This window comes from Candidatus Methylomirabilota bacterium, from assembly GCA_035709005.1.
Classification (GTDB): domain Bacteria; phylum Methylomirabilota; class Methylomirabilia; order Rokubacteriales; family CSP1-6; genus 40CM-4-69-5.
Genome location: DASTFB010000041.1, coordinates 56,634 through 74,900, shown reverse-complemented (window position 1 = coordinate 74,900; position 18,267 = coordinate 56,634). Strand labels below are relative to the sequence as shown.

Sequence of the window (18,267 nt, the reverse complement as noted above, 5' to 3'; positions counted from 1 at the left end):
GCCGAGCAGGACCGCGAGCGCGGCTTCCCGGTGACGCGCTACATCCAGGACCGCACCGTCATCGAGGACACCGAGTCCACGGTGGACCTGGTGGCGCGCGGCTGGCGGCTGCACAACCACCCGGAGCGGCTGGCCTACAGCGCCACGCCCCCCGACTTCGGCTCGCTGCTCATCCAGCGGCGCCGCTGGGCCAACGGCGGCCTCATCATTTTCCCCAAACTCGTGGGCCATTTCGTCCGCGAGGGGGCCGGTGGAGGCCGTCTGCTCCAGCTTTTAATGATGGCTCACTACCTCGTCTCCCTGTCGGCGGTGAACGTGGGTCTCCTGGTCATCCTCGCATTCTCGTTTGAGGACGGCGTGCGAACCATCTGGCTACCGTTCACGGCGTTACCATACTACGCCCTCTATGCCCGAGATCTCTGGCGCATCGGCTACCGCGCCATCGATATCCTGAGGGTGTATGCGCTCAATCTTGTTCTGATTCCGGTGAACCTCGTCGGCGTCCTCAGCTCGGTGCAACAGCTCGTCACCGGCAAGAAGGCAGCGTTCGGACGCACCCCGAAGGTGCAGGGCCGCACGGCTGTCCCCGGCATCTACCTCCTCACCCAGTACGGGATCCTGGCGCAGTGGGGAGTCGGGCTGCTGCGGGATTTCGTCGAGGGCCGTCCAGTGCATGCGCTTCTCACCATGACGAACATCGCCTTCCTGCTGTACGGCATTCTGGCCTTCGTGGGTCCCACGCCGATGCGGTCTCGAGGATCCCGAGATCGGATCACGGGTCGCGGGACGCTGGCGCCCCGAAACGGAAACCCGTGGACGGGTCGCGGCCCAAGACCGGCGGCGGCTTGAGGCTTCTGGCCACAGCCTGCTCGCGCGTCGGGCGCGCCATCCTTCTGGCGCTAGCCGCCACGTCGGCCAGCCTGGTGACAGCAACCCTCGTCTGGGGCCCCGTCCGTGTCGATCTCGACAGCCTGCTTCAGAACCCCGTCCAACTCAACGCGCTCGTCGCAGTACCGGCCTTGTTGGCGATGGCGTCCATCGTGGCCGCGACCCTGCCTCGCGTCGTGAGGATCAACATCGCAGTGTTCGTCGGGTTGCTCGTCCTCGGGGAGGGGGCCTCATGGATCTTCGCTCCGTCGCGCCCGACGATTGCCGGCGGTCCCGTCGCGATGGGTGCGCCGACGTTTTTCATCCCCGATGCCTCCCTCGGATATGCTCTTGCTCCCGCCACGGTCGCCCGGCACCGCCGAACAGTCGACGATGTGCCCATCTACGATGTCCTCTATCGCACGGACGACCGAGGCCGGCGCGAGACACCCACCGGCGCGCACGAGGAACGCACGTCGTTCCTCCTCTTCTTCGGCGATTCGAACCTCTTCGGCGAGGGGTTACCGCAGACTGAAACGATTCCCTATCACGCCGGCTCGCATGCGCGCGGCCACCGCCCCTACAACTACGGAGTCCCGGGGTACGGCCCAGCCCAGGTCCTGGCGCTCGCGCGCTCCGGCCACATCCGGCGGGAAGTGGTCGAGCGAGACGGCGACGCCGTCTTCTTCCTCATCCCGGCTCACGTCGAACGCGTGATCGGATCGACCAAAGTCAGCACGGGCTGGGGCCGTCATTTTCCCTACTACGAAGAGGGCGATCACGGGGAGCTGGTGACCCGCGGCGACTTTCTCAACCGACGGCCGTTCACCACACTCGGCTATTTCTTCTGGACCAGATCTCACCTGGCGGCGTACTTCGGAGTCGACTTGCCACTGTGGTACACGGCCGGCGACTACCGGCTGATCGCGAAGATCTTCAAGGAGGCGGGCGACCTGCTGTCCCGACAGCTCCAGGTGCGTCGGTTCGTCGTCGTGCTCGGGCAGACATACAATGCTGCTCAGCTTCGGGTGATACGGGCGCTCGGCGACGCGCTGGCGCGCGAAGGGGTCTTCTACCTGGACTATACCGCCCTGTTCGACACGCGCGATTCGCAGTATCGACTCTCAGAGCTCGACTATCACAACTCCGCCAAGGCGAACCGCATCATCGCCGCTCGACTGGTCGCCGATCTCGGCATCGCGCGGTGACGGAACGGGCTCGTCTCTGTCGAATCGCTTCGCTGCTGACGGTCGCGGCAATGCTCCATACCGAGCCCGAGGCTTTCGGTGCCGTCACGACGGTGACGGAGCTGGCGGTAACGGTGGATGATCTTCCGGCACACGGCCCCTCGCCATCTGCAGTAACCCGGCTCGGCATCGCGCTCCAGATGACTCAGACGCTCAGGCGGTACGCCGTGCCCGAGGTCTACGGTTTCACGAACGGGGCTCCGCTCGAAGCCGACCCCGAGCTCGAGAAGATTTTGACGGTCTGGCGCCAGGCAGGCTTTCTCCTTGGGAACCACACGTTCTCACACCTCGATCTCACGCGTGTAAGCGCGGCACGGTACCTCGCCGACATCGAGCGGAACGAGCAGGTCCTGGCCCGCCAGCGCCCACCCGGGACCGTAAAGTACTTCCGGCATCCCTATCTGCACGACGGTGACACCGTGAAAAAGCGGACCGCCGTCCGGCAATGGTTGGCAGGGCGTGGCTACACGGTGGCCCCGGTCACGGTCGACTTTCAGGACTGGGCATGGAACGACGCCTATGCCCGTTGCCGCCTGCGGCATGACACGGCGGCTATCGCCCGACTCGGGGCCTCGTTCGTGAAGGCGGCCACGTCTCACCTGGCAGCATCTGTCGAGCTTTCGACCCGTCTGTTCGGGCGGCCAATCAAGCACATTCTCAGCTTGCACATCGGCGCTTTCGACGCGCTCATGCTCCACGAGGTTCTCGCCGCCTACCAAGCTGCCGGGACGCGATTCATCACGCTCCGGGCGGCCCTGCAAGATCCCGTCTACCGGATCGACCCGGGAATCGGTGAGGCGACGCTCCTGGTGCGCATCGCCAAGGTCAGGGGGGTGCCGACGCCCGGACTGTCAGATCCACCACCCGAACTGGCCACCCTCTGCCGCTGACGTGCCGCGTCCCAGCGGACGCCGGTCCCAACGCCGTTCCGAACACACCAAGGTTTAAGCCCTCGCCCTGGACGCCGAGCGTCCCGCGGTCACACACGCCCGGCTTGCCCGCGCGGCTGGCGTCGGCCCACAAGAGATAATCCCAGCCGACGTTCACTGGATTGGGGACCAGCGGAGTCGCGTGATCCGCGTTGTTCTTTACCGCAAGTTCGAGATGACCCGCGGCGCTCGCCTTACATTCCAGACTCCATCGCCAGGCCTCTGCTGAAGACACGGCCGCGCCCACGTTTTTTCTGGCGATTCTGTGATGACGAGCCGTTACTGTGTCCCATCCAAGAGGGCACGGGTTGCCGGATTTTGAAGCTCTTACCAAGCTCAGGCCTGTCGTAAGGGAGGATACCTGCAATGGGGAGAGGCCTCACGCTCTCGGTGCTCGTCGTTCTCGCTCTTGCCGCTCCGGCGACGGCGGAGCGGCCGTTCCGGGTCGTGACCGAGGACGCGTACGCCACGCAATGCCGGTCCGGGGTCTGCGCCACCGTGCAGGTGACCCGATCCACCTTCTCGGACGGAAACGTGGAGACGACCCTGTTCTTCTCCGCCGAAGATGAGCTCGGCGTCCCGATCCCGGTGTTTCCGCAACCCTTCGTTCAGATCGAGAGCGCGCACTTCGCCATGGACCCGCTGGGTCTCCGGGCGACGCTGAACTACCACGAGATCTCGGTTGCCTGGGGCGCAACCGACGATTTCGCGTCTCTCTCGTCGTCCACCAGGTTCGTCCGAGAGAAGACCGAGAATGGCTTCACCTGGTCACGGTTGAGCGAGCGGGAGCAGCAGTTGAGCGCGGCCGTCGAGGGGGTCGCCGGCTCTGTCCCGTTCGACACGGGCCGCATTCCCGAGAGCGAGGGCTTCGGCTCGGCGTCCTTGACTCGTCGAACGACCATCAGCCGCACTCGGCTGGAGTAGGAGGCCTGTCGCTCTACCGGCGCCGGCGACATGCAGGAAGGGCATGGAGTTCGTGCGAATCCCGGCCAGCTTCTACCTGATGGGATGGCCGCACGGCCACCCCAACGAGCGGCCCGTGCACCGGGTCTGGGTGGACGAGTACGCCATTGCGACGACGCCGGTGACCAACGCCGAATATGCGGCCTACCTGGCCGCGACCGGCGCGCCGCCGCCGGCGTTCTGGGGCCGGCCAGAGTTCAGCCGGCCTCGCCAGCCGGTCGTCGGGCTGAGCTGGGATGAAGCCGTCGCCTACGCCGCCTGGGCCGGGGCCCGGTTACCGACCGAGGCCGAGTGGGAGAAGGCCGCGCGTGGCGGCGTGGCTCAGGCGCGCTACCCCTGGGGCGACACCCCACCGACCCTGAGGATCGACGGCCTGCCCGAGGTCGGGTCGACGCCGGCCAACCCCTTCGGTCTCACCGACCTCTCCGGCGTGTGTCACGAATGGTGCGCGGACTGGTACGACGAGGGCTATTACGGCCGCTGCCCGGAACGGAATCCACGGGGGCCCGGCGCCGGCACACGCCGGGTCAGCCGCGGCGGGGCGTGGCGTCACGCCGATCCCTGGAGCCCCGTGGCCCACCGCTCGTCGCTGCCGCCCGGGCTGCGCTACTCGGACTACGGTCTCCGGCTGGCGCGCGACGTTCGCTGACGGCCGCCGGGAGAGCCGCCGGATCGACAGATCGGCTACAATTCCGCCATGAGGGCGGGCGGTGCCCCGATCCTCCGGGAAGGCGTCGTCGGCGGGCTCATCGGGGCGGCGGTCGTCGCCGGGTGGTTCCTGGCGTTCGACCTCGCTCGTGGCAAGCCGCTCCTCACGCCGGCGCTGCTCGGCGCGGCGCTCTTCCATGGCATCGACAGCCCCATCGGGCTGGAGGTCGCCCTCGGCCCCGTCATCGGCTACACCCTGATCCACGGCCTGGCGTTCGTCGCGTTCGGTGTCGTCGCGGCCAGCGTCATCGCCGCCACCGAGCGGGAGCCGACCCTCATCATCGCCGTCGTGATTCTCTTCGCCTGCTTCGAGACCTTCTTCCTGGGCGTCGTCGGGGTGCTGGGCCGGGCGGTGACGGACGCGCTGTCGTGGTGGGGCATCCTCGTCGCCAACTTCCTGGCTGCCGTGGCCATGCTCTGGTACTTCCTGCTACGCCACCGGACCCTGCCCCGCCTCCTCGTGGGCTCGTGGGCGGGTACGCTGCGCGAAGGCGTCGTGGCCGGGCTCATCGGCGCCGCCGCGGTCGCCATCTGGTTCCTGGTCATCGACACGATCCAGGGCGAGCCCTTCCGTACGCCGCAGGTGCTCGCGGTGGCGTTCCTCAAGGCCTCACCGGGGCTGCCGGCCGTCCTGCTCTACACGCTCGTCCACGGCGTGGCCTTCGTGGTGTTCGGGATCATCGCCGCGGTGCTGATCGCCGGAGCCGAGCGGGACCCGATGCTGGTGTTCGCGCTGGTGATCGGGTTCACGGCCTTCGAGGTGGGCTTCTTCGGCGCGGTGGCAATGGCGGCGCGCTGGGTGCTCGACGAGGTGGCGGGCTGGACGATCCTCGCCGGAAACCTGCTGGCGGCCGTTTCCATGCTCGCCTACTTCTTCAAGGGCCACCGGGCCCTCGCCCGGCGGATGGCCACCGCCTGGGAGGACGATTAGCCGCTCCCGACCTCGCTACCAGACCGCGTCGGGCAGGGGCAGCCCCCGGAGCTCTTCGACGGGCAGCGGCGACGGCGGGGTGACGCCCAACCTCCCGGCCAGCTCATAGAGCTGCCGCAGATGCTGGCCGGCATGCCACGTCGTCCGCTCGAGCAGGTCGTAGCCCGACTGGGGGCCGTAGTAGACGGCGATGACGCGCGCGAACTCGTCGTCGGCCACACCTTCGAACCAGCCCTGGAGGCGACCCCGCACCAGTGACCCGTAGCTGGCGACGGCGACCGCTTCCTGCATCTCGGGCGGCGCCGGCTCCTCGAACCAGCCTTCGGGAAGCTCGCCCCGCTCCATCGCGTCGACGAAGGTCAACCCGACGCGGAAGACGTGGTAGCCGAGGTCGCGGATCGTCCGCTTGCGCTCCGGCGGCGTGACGCCGAGCGCGCTGTCGGGGAAGGCGCGCACCAGCCGCTCGGCGGATTCTAAAATGCGGTCCAGGCGCCGGGCCAGCTCGGCCGGCGGGAACTTCGTGGACCGTGCGTAGGCGACACCGAGCAGCTCGGCATACCCCTCGGGGTTCCAGCCGTGCACCACCCGATCGCCGACGGTCACCGCGGGCACGCGCGGCACCCCGAGCTTCTGCAGTTCTTCCTTCGCCGCCGGGTCGGCCTGCACGTCGATGGAGTCGAACTCGACCCCCCAGGACGCGAGGAGCTCTCGCGTCTTGGCGCAGGACGATCAGCCCGGGCGGTGGAACAGTCGCGGCTTCGTCGTCGTGTTCGTCATTCGATCACCTCATCCGCCTGACGCAGGAGCGCCGGCGGGATCGTCGCTCGCTCAATCGGCGCGGCTGGGACACTATTGCCAATGCCCGACGACGCGTCAAGTCGCGCCGGCTACCGGCCGCGGAAGGTCGGCGTCTTCTTGTTGGCGAACGCGGTGACGCCTTCGCGAAAGTCCTCGGTGCGGCCGCTGGCGGCGATGGCCTGGGCTTCCAGCTCCATCTGGGTCTCCAGGCTCTCCGACGTCGCCTGATGGAAGAGACGCTTGGCGGCGCCGAACGCTCGGGTCGGTCCCTGGGCCAGCTCGCGGGCCAGCGCCTCGGCCGCGGGCTTGAGCTCGGCGTCGGGGACGACGCGGGTCACCAGGCCCCAGTTCAGCGCCTCGGGCGCGGAGAGGACGCGATTGGTGAAGTAGAGCTCCATGGCCCGGCGCAGGCCGACCAGGCGCGGCAGAAAGTAGGTGGACGAACCGTCGGGCGTGGCCGCGATCTTCGAGTAGGCCATGGTGAACCGCGCGGACTCGCCCGCCAGGACCAGGTCGCCGGCCAGCACCAGGGACAGCCCGCCGCCGGCGGCGACGCCGTTGACGGCGACGACGACGGGCTTGTCGCTGCGGCACAGCCGGGAGACGGCGCCGTGCAGGTAGGTCGTCAGCTCCTTGGTGTGCGCGCCGATCCGGGGCAGGTTGTCCACGAACTCCCGCACGTCCCCGCCGGCGCAGAACGCCTTGCCGGCGCCGGTGATGAGCAGGCAGCGCACCTGGGCGTCGTCATCCGCCTCCAGCACGGCCTGGAAGATCTCGTGACCGAAGGCCAGATTGAACGCATTGTAGGCGTCGGGGCGATTCAGCGTCAGCGTCGCCACCTGGTCGCGACGCTCGAGCGTCAGGTGTTGGTATCCCATCAGCGCTCCTCCAGTGGTTCATGCTCGCCGCGCGGGCGCGCCACCTGCGCCAGCGCGTTCACGAGGTCGTCGATGTTCAACGGCTTGGCCAGGACCGCGGTGACGCCGTTGGCCCGCTGCTCTTCGGGCGTCAGCTCCACGCCGAAGCCCGTCACCATGAAGACCGGCACGTCCGGCATCTTGTCCTTGACGGCGCGCGCCACCTGCCAGCCCGACACGCCGGGCATGGCCAGATCGGTGAACACGGCGTCGAAGCGCTGGTCGCCCAGGCGCTCGATGGCCGCCGCGCCGTCGGTGAGCACCATCACGTCGTGGCCGAGCGAGGCCAGGACGTCGCCGATGACCGCTCCCACCGATTCCTCGTCGTCCACGACGAGACAGCGGAGGGGCCGAGGCTCGGCCGGGGCCTCCGGGGCTGCGGTCTGGGTCGGCGACCAGCTGGCCAGGGCCGGGAAGCGGAGCCGAAACGTCGATCCCTGGCCCTCCTGGCTCTCGACGGTGATGCGGGCCCGGTGTCGGGACAGGATGCCATAGGTCATCGAGAGGCCCAGCCCCGTCCCCTGGGGCCCCTTGGTGGTGAAGAACGGATCGAAGATGCTGTCGCGGATCGCCTCGGGGATGCCGACCCCGCTGTCGCTCACCGTCACCCTGACCTCACCGTCCACGAGCTCCGAGGTGAACGTCAGCACGCCGCCGGCCGGCATGGCGTCGACGGCGTTGAGGATGAGATTGGTCATGGCCTCCCGCAGCTCGGCGGGATCGCCGGCGACGAGCGAGATCTCGCCCAGGCGGGTCCGCACGTCGATGACGATACCGCGGCGCAGGCAGTCCTCGTGCCACCGGGACTGGGTCATCTCCACGGCGTCCCGTACCACCTGGTTGAGGTCGACGGGCACCAGCGGCTGGTCGCGACGCACCCGCGCCAGTTCCTGGAGCCGCCGCACGGTCTGGGCCCCGTCCAGAGCGGAACGTTCGATGACTTGCAGCCACTGGCGCACCTTCGGATCCTCGATGCGGCGCAGCAGGAGCTGGGTGCGACCGAGAATGGCGGCCAGCATGTTGTTGAAGTCGTGGGCCACGCCCGAGGCCATCTCCCCGAGCGCGCGGAGCTTCTCGGTCCGCACCAGGTGGTCCTGCGCGGCGGCCAGCTCGCTGTAGGCGCGTGAACGCTCCTCGAACAGGCGAGCGCTGCGCAGCGCCAGGGCGGCCAGGTCGGCGATGCTATCGGCCAGCCGCACCTCGGCATCCGTGAATCGACGCTCGCGGCGGCTCAGCGTGAGGACGCCGAGCACGCTCTGACCGGCCAGGAGGGGGACGCCGAGCCAGCGTGACGGCGCGCCACCGTCCGCGGAACGCAGGCCCCGCCGCGCGCATTCCGCCGCGTAGTCGTCCGTGCGCAACGGCTGTCCCGTGTCCAGGACGACGGCGGCCAGCCCGGCGGCATGGAGGTCACGCTGCCCGGTTCCCGGCACGACCCGACCGTCCTCGACCCGCAACGCGGTATCCACCTCGCCCGACTTGTGCTCGACCAGGATGACGAGAATCTGGTCGACCGCCAGGACGCGGGGCAGCTGCAGGCGAAGCGCCTCCAGCAGGGCCTGGCGGTCGAGCTGGCCGGTCACCGCCCGGGCCAGCTCGTGCAGCACGGACAGCTCCTCCACTTGCCGCCGGTTCTGCTCGAACAGCCGCGCGTTCTCGAACCCGACGCCGGCCTGGCTGGCGATCGCCTCCATCAACGCCAGCTCGCCGGCGGAGAACTCACGCGGGCGCTCGCGCCACACGGCCATGAAGGCGGCGACCAGCCGCTCCTTGGCCAGGATCGGCACGAACAGCTGGCTCCGGTGCGGGGCCGCCTGGAGCAGCGTGCGCGGAATCCGCGCGTCGCCGGCCGCCTCGGCGGCGAACACGGCTCGCCGCGTCCGGACCGCCTCTGCGTAGAAGGAATGCTCGACCAGGGAAATCCGGAGCGTGCGGGCGGCGGGCCGCCACTCCGGGGGCACGTGAAAGCCGGCGGTGGGAACGAGGTGCTCGCCGTCCTCGTCCAGCATCCATACCCCCACGACGTCGGCGCCGGTGGCCTGACTGATCTGTCGCATGAAATGTCGGAGCAGCATGTCGAGTTCCAGGGTGGACGAGAGCGTCCGGCTCACCTCCAGCAGCGTCACCGTCTCCTTGAGCCGCACTTCACGCTGCCGTGCCAGCTCGGCGTTCTCCAGGGCCAGTCCCACCTGCGCCGCCACGCCCTCGAGCAGCCGCACGTCGGCCGGGGGGAACTGCCGACCGGTGGTCCACCACACCAGCAGCAGCGCGCCCATGCTCTTACCCCGCACGCGGGTCGGGGCGAACATCACCGCGTGCGGAGGCAGCTGCATCACCCAGTCCCGGTCGAACCGGTCGTCGCGGTGGGTGTCGAAGCTCCACACCGCCCGCCCGGCCTGCCAGTCCTCGCGCAGCCGGGGTTGCCGCCCCACCGTGATGGGATTGGCCATCAGCCAGGCTCGCAGCTCTTCCGGCACGTGATAGCCGGCGACGGCGTGTAGCCGCTCGCCTGTCTCGTCGAGAACGTACGCGCCGACCGTATCGGCTCCGAAGGCGCGCCCGACCTCGCGGCACAACCGCCGCATGGTCTCCTCCAGGCCGGTAGCCTGGGAGAGCACCTGCCCCACCGCCAGCAGCGTCGTCGTCTCGCGGAGGCGCTCCTGCGCTTCCGCGTAGAGGCGCGTGCTCTCCAGCGCCAGGGCCAGCTGCCCGGCGATGGCGGCGGCCAGCGCCACCTGCGGGCGCTGGAAGGGCACGGGGCGCTCGCAGTAGTCGAGAGTCAGCAAGCCGATGACCTGGTCCTGATTGATCAGCGGCACGAAGAGACAGGACCGCTGTCGGAACGTCTCCACCCATTCGCGCGGAAGGTGCTCGGTCTGGTTGGTGGCGTCCTCCACGACGACGGGCCGGCGCGTCTCCAGGGCGCGCGCCCGGGCCGGGACATCGGCGGCGGCGTAGGGCGCGCCCCGCACGAAGGCCTCCCACATGGCGCGCTCTGCGTGCCCGTCGGCGAACTGGGAGGTGAGCGGAACGAGACGCCGGGCGTCGCCGCGCTCGATCGTGCACCGATCGACCTGGCAGACCTGGGCGATCTTGATGGCCACGCGCTTGAGGAGCTGGTGGGGATCGAGCGTGGAGTTGAGGATCTCGACGACCTCCAGGAGCGCGCGCGTCTCGTCCAGGCGGCGCGTGGTGTCGCCGAATACTCGCGCGTGCTGGAGCGCGACGGCGGCCTGGGCGGCGAAGCTCTCCAGCAGATTCTCTTCGTCCGGCGTGAAGTGAAACGGGGCCTGCCCGTTCAGGGTCAGCACGCCGAGCAGCGAGTCTTGCACCAGGAGGGGGATCCCGAAGAAGCTGACGATGCCGTGGCGGGCGCCCCATTCCCGGGCCAGGAACCGCGGGTCGCCGCGCACGTCGGCAACGTCCAGCGGACGCCGATGCTCGGCGACCCAGCCGGCCGCCCCTTCGCCGAACGCGTGGCTGGCGATCGGGAAATCGGCGCCGACCTCCTCGTCCGAGAAGGCGCCGATCCAGAGCGTGCGCGTGCTCTCGTCGGCGATCCAGAAGGCCACCAGGGTCCCGCCCATCAGCTCGGCCGCCGCGCAGGCGATGGTGCGCAGCACCTCGCCGGTGTCCAGCGAGGACGAGACGATGCGATTCACGGTGGCCAGCATGCGCAACCGCCTGGTGCGCGCCTCCAGCTCTTCGTGCAGGCGCGCGTTGTCGATGGCGATGGCCGCCTGGGTCGCCAGGCTCTCCAGCACCGCGAGGTCGTCGGCCGTGAAAGTTGGCGGCCCCGGCCCGGTGCGGGACAGCGTGATGACGCCCAGGCACCGCTCGCCGAGGGTCAGCGGGTGGGCCAGGAACCGCGTGAAGCCGAGGGCGACGTAGTCCGGCAGCGCGTAGGGCGAGGTCGGATAGTCGTTGAGCAGCAGGCCCCGTCGCTCGGCCGCGCAGGCGCCGGTCACGCCGTGGCCCAGGACCGCAGGCCGGTCGAAGCGGGCGCGGTCGCTCCACGCGCAGGGTTCCAGGACCCCCTGGTCGTTGGCCAGGTGGATCACGCCCTCGGCGGCGAACAGACGGGTGGCCCGATCGATGACCAGGCCGAGCAGCCGGTCGAGGTTCAGCTCGGCGGCGAACTCACGCTCGATCCTGGCCAGCGTCTCGATCTGCGCCCGGCGGGCCGCCTCCAGCGAGTAGAGCCGGGCGTTCTCCAGGGCCAGCGCGGCCTGGGCGCCGAAGGCCTCGGCCAGGTACACGTCCTCGGAACCGAAGATCCGCCCGGGCCGGTCCGTCACTCCCAGCGCACCGATCACGCGGTCGTGCACGCGAAGCGGCACGGCCAGCACTGATCGATACGCGGCGCGCTCGACGCGGGCGCGCAGGTCGCTCGTCAGCGTGATGGCCGGGTCGGTCAAGAGGTCGGGGCTGGCCACGGTCCGCCGCTCGCGTACCGCGAGCCCGGCCACGCCCTCGCCGCGCGGGAGCGTCGTCTCGGCCCGGACCCCGGTGTCGCTGTCGCCGGCATCGGCGATGGCGACCAGGTGGCCGGTCTCCGGCTCGAGCCGGTACACCGCCGATGCCAGCGCCCCCAGCATCGTGCGCACGCTGTCGGCGATCCGCTGGGCCACGACGTCGGGATCCAGCGTCTCCGAGAGCAGCCGCTCCACGTCGGCCAGGGCGCGCATGCGCTCGGCCTGCCGTTGCGCCTCCCGGTACAGACGCGTCTGCCCCAGGACCACCGCGGCCTGAGCGGCGAAGGCCTCGGCCAGCTCCTGGTCCTGGGCCGTGAACGGACGCCGGGCCCGGAACGCGAACACGCCGATCGCGCGCTGGCCGGCCATGACGGGGACACCGAGCCAGTGCGTGTATCCGAGCCGCTCGTCCGCCGCGCGGTGGTCCGGCAGCAGGTCGGGCGCCTCGGCCAGGCTGGAGGTGAGCGACCGCGCCTCCTCCACGACGCGGCCGCTCAAGCTCTCCCCGATCTTGATGCGGGGCCGCAGCATCGTCTCACCCGCGGCGCCGGCCAGGCCGGCCACCACGAGGTCGCCGCCCTCCACCAACCTGAAGCCGGCGTTGTCGACGTCGAGCAGCCGGGCGGCCTCCTCGGCGATGGCGTGTAGCAGCGCGTCCGTGGATTGAGCCGCGCCGATCTTCCGGTTGATGTCGAGCAGCGCGCCGAGCTGCGCGCGCCGGACCTCCTCGTCGCCGACCCGCTGAGCGCTGGTAACGGCCAGGGCCGCCTGGTCGGCCAGCCGCCGCATGAGCTCGATTTCCTCGGGCGTCAGTCGGCGCGGCCCGCCGAACAGGATGGCCAGGACGCCGACCGCCCGCTCGGCGGCGACGATCGGGATGCCGGCGTACCCGCGCAGCCCAGCCGCCCGGGCGAATCCCCGGTTGAGCCAGCGCGGATCCTGCTGCACATCGGCGATGTTGAGGGGGGCGGCCGACTCGAACACGTAGCCGATGACGCCGTGACCGCAGGGCACCGTGTCGAGGTCGGCGAGCATCCGCTCGGCGGCCGGCGCCACGCCGCAGGTCGCCACTGTCCGCAGCTCCTGCCGGGCCGGATCGTGGATCCACACGCGGGCGACCCGGGCGCCCGGCAGCGCGGCCGCGCTTCGGGCTACGGCGGCGAAGATCTCGGCACTCGGCTCGCCGGGCCGGAGCACCAGCCTGCGGGTGGTGTCCAGGAGCGGAACCAGCGCCCTCAGGCCGAGCACCGGCGGCGGGCGGCGCAGCGAGAGGCCGCCGACCAGCGCGGCGCTGGCCGCCAGGAAGGAGACGACCAGCGCACCCCACAGCCACCTCAGCTCGCGAGCATCCTCGGCGCCCGAGACCAGGGCCCAGACGCCGGCGTTGCCGGCCAGGGGCCAGAGGCTCCACGTCGCGCCCGCCAGGCTCACGCGACCGGTGCGGATCACCGACTGCCAGCCCTGGGTCGGCACGTCGGTGCGCGACGCGGCGATGACGCGGTCGCCGTCCACGGCAACCAGCACGGCCGTCGCCGGAGCGCCCGCGAAGGCCCGCTCCACGCGGGCGAGGTTGCGACCGACGGCGGCGGTCCCCACCGGCGCGCCGTCCAGGCCGAGGATGGGCGCCGTGGCCAGCAGATAGGCCTGGCCCGCGAGCACCCGCGCCCGGACGGTCGGCGCCGTGGGCGCGCCCAGTCCCGCCGCGACCACGCGCGGAGCCGTCGGGACCTGGACCAGCGTGGCGCCGTTGCCGTCGATGAGCATCAGAAGCTCGGCGATGCCCTCGACGCTCAGCGAGATGAGGCGCGGGGACGCCTCGCGGGCCAGCATCCCCCAGTCGCCCCGGGCGGCGCCCGCGACGACCGCGGGCTCGCGCGCCAGCAGGCGCGCCTCCCGCAGCAGGCTCTGCTGGACGTCCTCCACCACCCGCTGGGCCACGGCGACGGCGTCGCGCGTCCGCGTGGCCTGGCGCGCTTCGAGCTGACGATGGAGGATCACGCCCCCGGCGCCCCACAGCGCAGCCAGGGCGGCCAGGACGAGGCTCAGCCGGGCGACGTGCGGCCGGGTGGCCGGGATCAGCGTCGTTCGCCGATCCGGTGCAGCTTGAGGAGGTTGGTCGTCCCCGTGACCCACATCGGCGATCCGGAGATGATCACGATGACGTCGTTGACGCGGACGGAGCCGTCGCCGAGAAGCGTGGCCTCCACCTCCTCGATCATCTCGTCCGTGGTCTCGACCTTGCGGATGAGCCGCGACGACACCCCCCAGGACAGGGCCAGCCGCCGTTGCACCTCCACGAAGGGGGTCAGCGCGATGATGGGAACGCGTGGCCGTTCCTGGGAGATCAGGCGCGCCGAGAAGCCCGACTGGGTGAACGCCACGATCGCCCGCGCGCCCAGGACGTGGGCGGCCATCGCCGCCGCGTCGGAGATCGCCTCGGGGAAGCCCACCCCCTCGCGGTGCGCCCGCGGCGCCGCCATCCGGAGCGCGGCCAGCTCGGCGCGCTCGGCGATGCGGGCCATCACCTGCGTGGCCTCGATCGGATAGCGCCCCGTCGCCGTCTCCGCCGAGAGCATGATGGCGTCGGCCCCGTCGAAGATGGCCGTCGACACGTCGGAGACCTCGGCCCGGGTCGGTCGGAGGTGGGTCACCATCGACTCCAGCATCTGGGTGGCCACGATGACGGGCACCTTGGCCGCCCGCGCTTGCCGGATGACCTCCTTCTGGATGTGCGGCACCTCTTCCAGCGGCACGTCCAGCCCGAGGTCGCCGCGCGCCACCATCACCGCGTCCACCATGGTCAGGATACCGGGCAGGTTGGCGATGACCTCCTGGCGCTCGAGCTTGGCCACGATGGGGACGTCGGCGCCGTGATCGTGGAGGAACTTGCGGACCTCGCTGATGTCGGCGGCCGAGCGCACGAACGAGACGGCCACGAAGTCGATGCCGTGGCGGATGCCGAAGCGCAGATCCTCCTTGTCCTTGTCGGTCAGGCAGGAGGCGGGCAGCGGCACGTGAGGCAGCGACAAGCCCTTGTGGTCGCTGAGACGGCCGCCCGCCACCACCCGGCAACGCACCCCGTCGGGCGTCACCGCCTCCACGCGCAGCTGGATGGAGCCGTCGTCCAGGAGGATCTCGTCGCCGGGACGCACCTGGGTCAGGTACGCGGATGGAAAGACGGAGGCCTGCTCCGCCGTTCCCACCACCGGCTTCATGGCGAGCGTGAACAGCTGCCCGGTCTCCAGATCCACCCGGCCGCCGCCCGCCGGGCCGAACGTCCCGAGGCGGATCTTGGGGCCCTGCAGATCCTGCAAGATCGCCGTCGGCCGGCCCCAGCGCTCCTCGCCGGCCCTGATCTGCCTGATGACCTCGGCGTGCTCGGCGTGGGTGCCGTGAGAGAAATTGAGGCGGGCCACGTCCATGCCGGCGGCGACCAGCTTTTCCAGCTGCTCGAAGCTGGAGCAAGCCGGCCCGATGGTGCACACGATCTTGGTTCGACGCACGCCTTCGCGCCTCCTCCCTAGGATTGCGCCGGCGAGGCCTCTGCTCGAAGGACTTTCTTCAGGAACTGGCCGGTGTGCGAGCGGTCGGAGCCTCCGGCGACGGCCTCCGGGGTGCCGGTGGCCACCAGCCAGCCGCCGTCCTCGCCACCTTCGGGGCCCAGGTCGATGATCCAGTCGGCGGTCTTGATGACGTCCAGGTTGTGCTCGATGATCACCACGGTGTTGCCCTGGTCGACCAGGCGGTTGAGCACGTCCAGGAGCTTCTCGATGTCGGCGAAGTGCAGGCCGGTGGTCGGCTCGTCCAGGATGTACAGCGTGCGGCCCGTCGCCCGGCGGCTGAGCTCGGTGGCCAGCTTGACCCGCTGAGCCTCGCCGCCGGAGAGCGTGGTGGCCGACTGGCCCAGCCGGATGTAGTCCAGGCCCACGTCGTTCAGGGTCACGAGCTTGGCGCGGATCACGGGCACCGGCTCGAAGAACTCCAGGGCCTCCCGGACGGTCATGTCGAGCACGTCCGCCACCGATCGGCCCTTGTAGCGGACGTCCAGCGTCTCGCGGTTGTAGCGCCGGCCCTTGCACACGTCGCACGTCACGTAGACGTCGGGCAGGAAGTGCATCTCGATCTTGACCAGGCCGTCGCCCTGACAGGCCTCGCAGCGGCCGCCTTTGACGTTGAACGAGAAGCGGCCGGGGGCGTAGCCCCGCATGCGGGCCTCGGGCGTGCGGGCGAAGAGCGCTCGGATGAACGTGAAGACCCCGGTGTACGTGGCCGGGTTCGAGCGCGGCGTCCGCCCGATGGGTGACTGGTCGATGTCGACCACCTTGTCGAGGTGCTGGGCCCCCTCGATCCGGTCGTGGGCGCCCGGCCGCTCCTGGGCCCGGTGGAGCATCTGGGCCAGCGCCCGGTAGAGGATGTCGTTGACCAGCGTGGATTTGCCCGAACCCGATACCCCGGTCACGCAGGTGAAGGTGCCGAGCGGGATCCGCATGGCTCCGCCCTTGAGATTGTGCTCGCGCGGGTTGTGGATGGTCAGGAAGGCCCCGCTGCCCTTGCGGCGCTGGGCGGGCACGGCGATCTGCAGCGCCCCCGACAGATACCGGCCGGTGAGCGAGCCCGGGTTGGCCACGATCTCGTCCGGCGTGCCGGCAGCGACCACGTGGCCGCCGTGCTCGCCGGCCCCCGGCCCGAGATCAATCACGTAGTCGGCGGAGCGGATCGTCTCCTCGTCGTGCTCGACCACCAGCACCGTGTTGCCCAGATCGCGCAGGCGCTTGAGGGTGTCGAGCAGCCGCCGGTTGTCGCGCTGGTGCAGCCCGATCGAGGGCTCGTCGAGGATGTAGAGCACGCCCACCAGGCTGGAGCCGATCTGGGTGGCCAGACGGATCCGCTGGCCTTCCCCGCCGGCCAGTGTGCCCGCCGACCGGTCCAGCGTGAGGTAGTCGAGGCCGACATCCTGGAGGAAGCCGAGGCGCTCGCGGATCTCCTTCAGCACCCGGCGGCCGATGAGGGCCTCGCGCGGCGTGAGGGACAGCCCGGCGAAGAAGGCGGCGGCCGCCTTGATGGTGAGCCGGACCACGTCGGCGATGGACCGTCCCGCGATCTTGATGCCGAGCGACTCCCGCCGCAGGCGGCTGCCGTTGCACCCCGGGCACGAGCGCTCGGCCATGAACACGGCGATGTCCTGACGGGCGTCGTCGGCGTCGGTCTCGCGGTACCGGCGCTCCAGCATCGCCACCACACCCTCGAACCCCGTATCCCGATCGCCGTGGAGGATGACGTCCCGAACTCCGCGCTTGAGCGCCTGCCAGGGCGTGTCCAGGGAAAAGTGATACCGCCTGGCCAGCACCTGGAGCGTCTGCTTGAAGTGCGGCGACTCCCGGTTCGCCCACGGCGCCAGCGCGCCCTGCCGGAGCGAGCGTTTCGGGTCGGGCACCAGCCGGTCGGGATCGATCTCCCACCGGGTTCCCAGCCCGGCGCACTTGTCGCAGGCCCCGAAGGGGCTGTTGAACGAGAACATCCGCGGCGACACTTCGGGCAGGGACACGCCGCACTCGGCGCAGGCCAGCCGTTCGGAGAACACGAGGGGGGCGAACCCGGCGGTAGCTCCCGAGGCTGACTTTAGCTTGGGAGGGGGCGAGACGCCCCCTCTCAAACCCTCCCCGTTTGCGTGAGATGCGACACCGGTTGGAGTTTCAACAGGCTCGATTATTACTACTCCGTCGGCGAGGCGGAGGGCGGTTTCCAGGGAGTCGGCCAGGCGGGAGCCGAGGGTGTCCCGCACGACGAGGCGGTCGACGATCACCTCGATCGTGTGCTTGCGCTTCTTGTCCAGGTCAATCTCCTCGTCGAGCCCGCGCACCTGGCCGTTGACGCGCACGCGCGTGAAGCCTTGCCGGCGCAGATCGAAGAAGAGCTTCTTGTACTCGCCCTTGCGGCCCCGCACGACCGGGGCCAGGACGAGCAGACGCGTCCCCGCGGGCATGGCCAGGACCCGGTCGACCATCTGCTGGACGGTCTGCGCGGAGATGACGCGGCCGCACTGCGGGCAGTGCGGGACGCCGATGCGGGCGAACAGCACTCTCAGGTAATCGTAGATCTCGGTGACCGTCCCCACCGTGGACCGCGGGTTGCGCGAGGTGGTCTTCTGCTCGATGGAGATGGCCGGGGACAGGCCCTCGATGGAGTCGACCTCCGGCTTCTCCATCTGCTCGAGGAACTGCCGCGCATATGCCGAGAGTGATTCCACGTAGCGCCGCTGGCCCTCGGCGTAGATGGTGTCGAAGGCCAGCGTGGACTTGCCGGAGCCGCTCAGCCCGGTGACGACCACGAGCTGGTCGCGAGGGATTTCGAGATCGATGTTCTTGAGATTGTGCTCGCGGGCGCCGCGAATGACGATGCGGTCGCTGGCCATGCCAGCCTATTCTGTCAGTC

Annotated in this window: 11 protein-coding genes and 1 pseudogene; 6 read left to right on the top strand and 6 right to left on the bottom strand. The window is 70.1% G+C overall.

Annotated elements, in window-relative coordinates:
• The 6 genes from VFR64_06475 to VFR64_06450 form a co-directional block, all read left to right on the top strand.
• A partial coding sequence (locus tag VFR64_06475; GenBank protein HET9489380.1) for a glycosyltransferase occupies positions 1-849 on the top strand: 849 nt, incomplete at its 5' end.
• A gap of 74 nt (positions 850-923) precedes the next feature.
• Positions 924-2,075 (top strand): hypothetical protein, encoded by a 1,152-nt coding sequence (locus tag VFR64_06470; protein HET9489379.1) that lies wholly within the window; start codon positions 924-926, stop codon positions 2,073-2,075.
• Between the two features lie 92 nt (positions 2,076-2,167).
• Complete coding sequence (locus VFR64_06465) at positions 2,168-3,004, top strand: polysaccharide deacetylase family protein (GenBank protein HET9489378.1); 837 nt, start codon at positions 2,168-2,170, stop codon at positions 3,002-3,004.
• Between the two features lie 405 nt (positions 3,005-3,409).
• Positions 3,410-3,967 (top strand): hypothetical protein, encoded by a 558-nt coding sequence (locus tag VFR64_06460; GenBank protein ID HET9489377.1) that lies wholly within the window; start codon positions 3,410-3,412, stop codon positions 3,965-3,967.
• A gap of 43 nt (positions 3,968-4,010) precedes the next feature.
• Positions 4,011-4,655, top strand: a complete 645-nt coding sequence (locus VFR64_06455) for an SUMF1/EgtB/PvdO family nonheme iron enzyme (protein ID HET9489376.1) — start codon at positions 4,011-4,013, stop codon at positions 4,653-4,655.
• Positions 4,656-4,703: 48 nt separating this feature from the next.
• Positions 4,704-5,645: a hypothetical protein gene (locus tag VFR64_06450; GenBank protein ID HET9489375.1), complete on the top strand. Its 942-nt coding sequence runs from the start codon at positions 4,704-4,706 to the stop codon at positions 5,643-5,645.
• Between the two features lie 15 nt (positions 5,646-5,660).
• On the opposite strand, the gene VFR64_06445 is transcribed toward VFR64_06450, so the two are convergent.
• The 6 genes and pseudogenes from VFR64_06445 to uvrA all read right to left on the bottom strand — a co-directional run bounded on the left by VFR64_06445 (position 5,661) and on the right by uvrA (position 18,247).
• Positions 5,661-6,227: a DinB family protein gene (locus VFR64_06445; protein HET9489374.1), complete on the bottom strand. Its 567-nt coding sequence runs from the start codon at positions 6,225-6,227 to the stop codon at positions 5,661-5,663.
• Between the two features lie 9 nt (positions 6,228-6,236).
• Positions 6,237-6,356: pseudogene (locus tag VFR64_06440) on the bottom strand (glutaredoxin domain-containing protein).
• A gap of 176 nt (positions 6,357-6,532) precedes the next feature.
• Positions 6,533-7,321: an enoyl-CoA hydratase-related protein gene (locus VFR64_06435; GenBank protein HET9489373.1), complete on the bottom strand. Its 789-nt coding sequence runs from the start codon at positions 7,319-7,321 to the stop codon at positions 6,533-6,535.
• On the bottom strand, positions 7,321-13,968 hold the full coding sequence (locus tag VFR64_06430) for a GAF domain-containing protein (GenBank protein HET9489372.1): 6,648 nt from the start codon (positions 13,966-13,968) through the stop codon (positions 7,321-7,323). Before VFR64_06430 ends, VFR64_06435 begins: the two co-directional genes overlap by 1 nt.
• The gene (gene pyk / locus VFR64_06425; GenBank protein ID HET9489371.1) at positions 13,911-15,338 is read right to left on the bottom strand and encodes a pyruvate kinase; all 1,428 of its coding nucleotides are present in this window, start codon (positions 15,336-15,338) and stop codon (positions 13,911-13,913) included. Before pyk ends, VFR64_06430 begins: the two co-directional genes overlap by 58 nt.
• A gap of 17 nt (positions 15,339-15,355) precedes the next feature.
• A complete protein-coding gene (uvrA, locus tag VFR64_06420; protein HET9489370.1) occupies positions 15,356-18,247 on the bottom strand; it encodes an excinuclease ABC subunit UvrA in 2,892 nt (963 codons plus the stop codon).
• Positions 18,248-18,267: the final 20 nt, after the last annotated feature.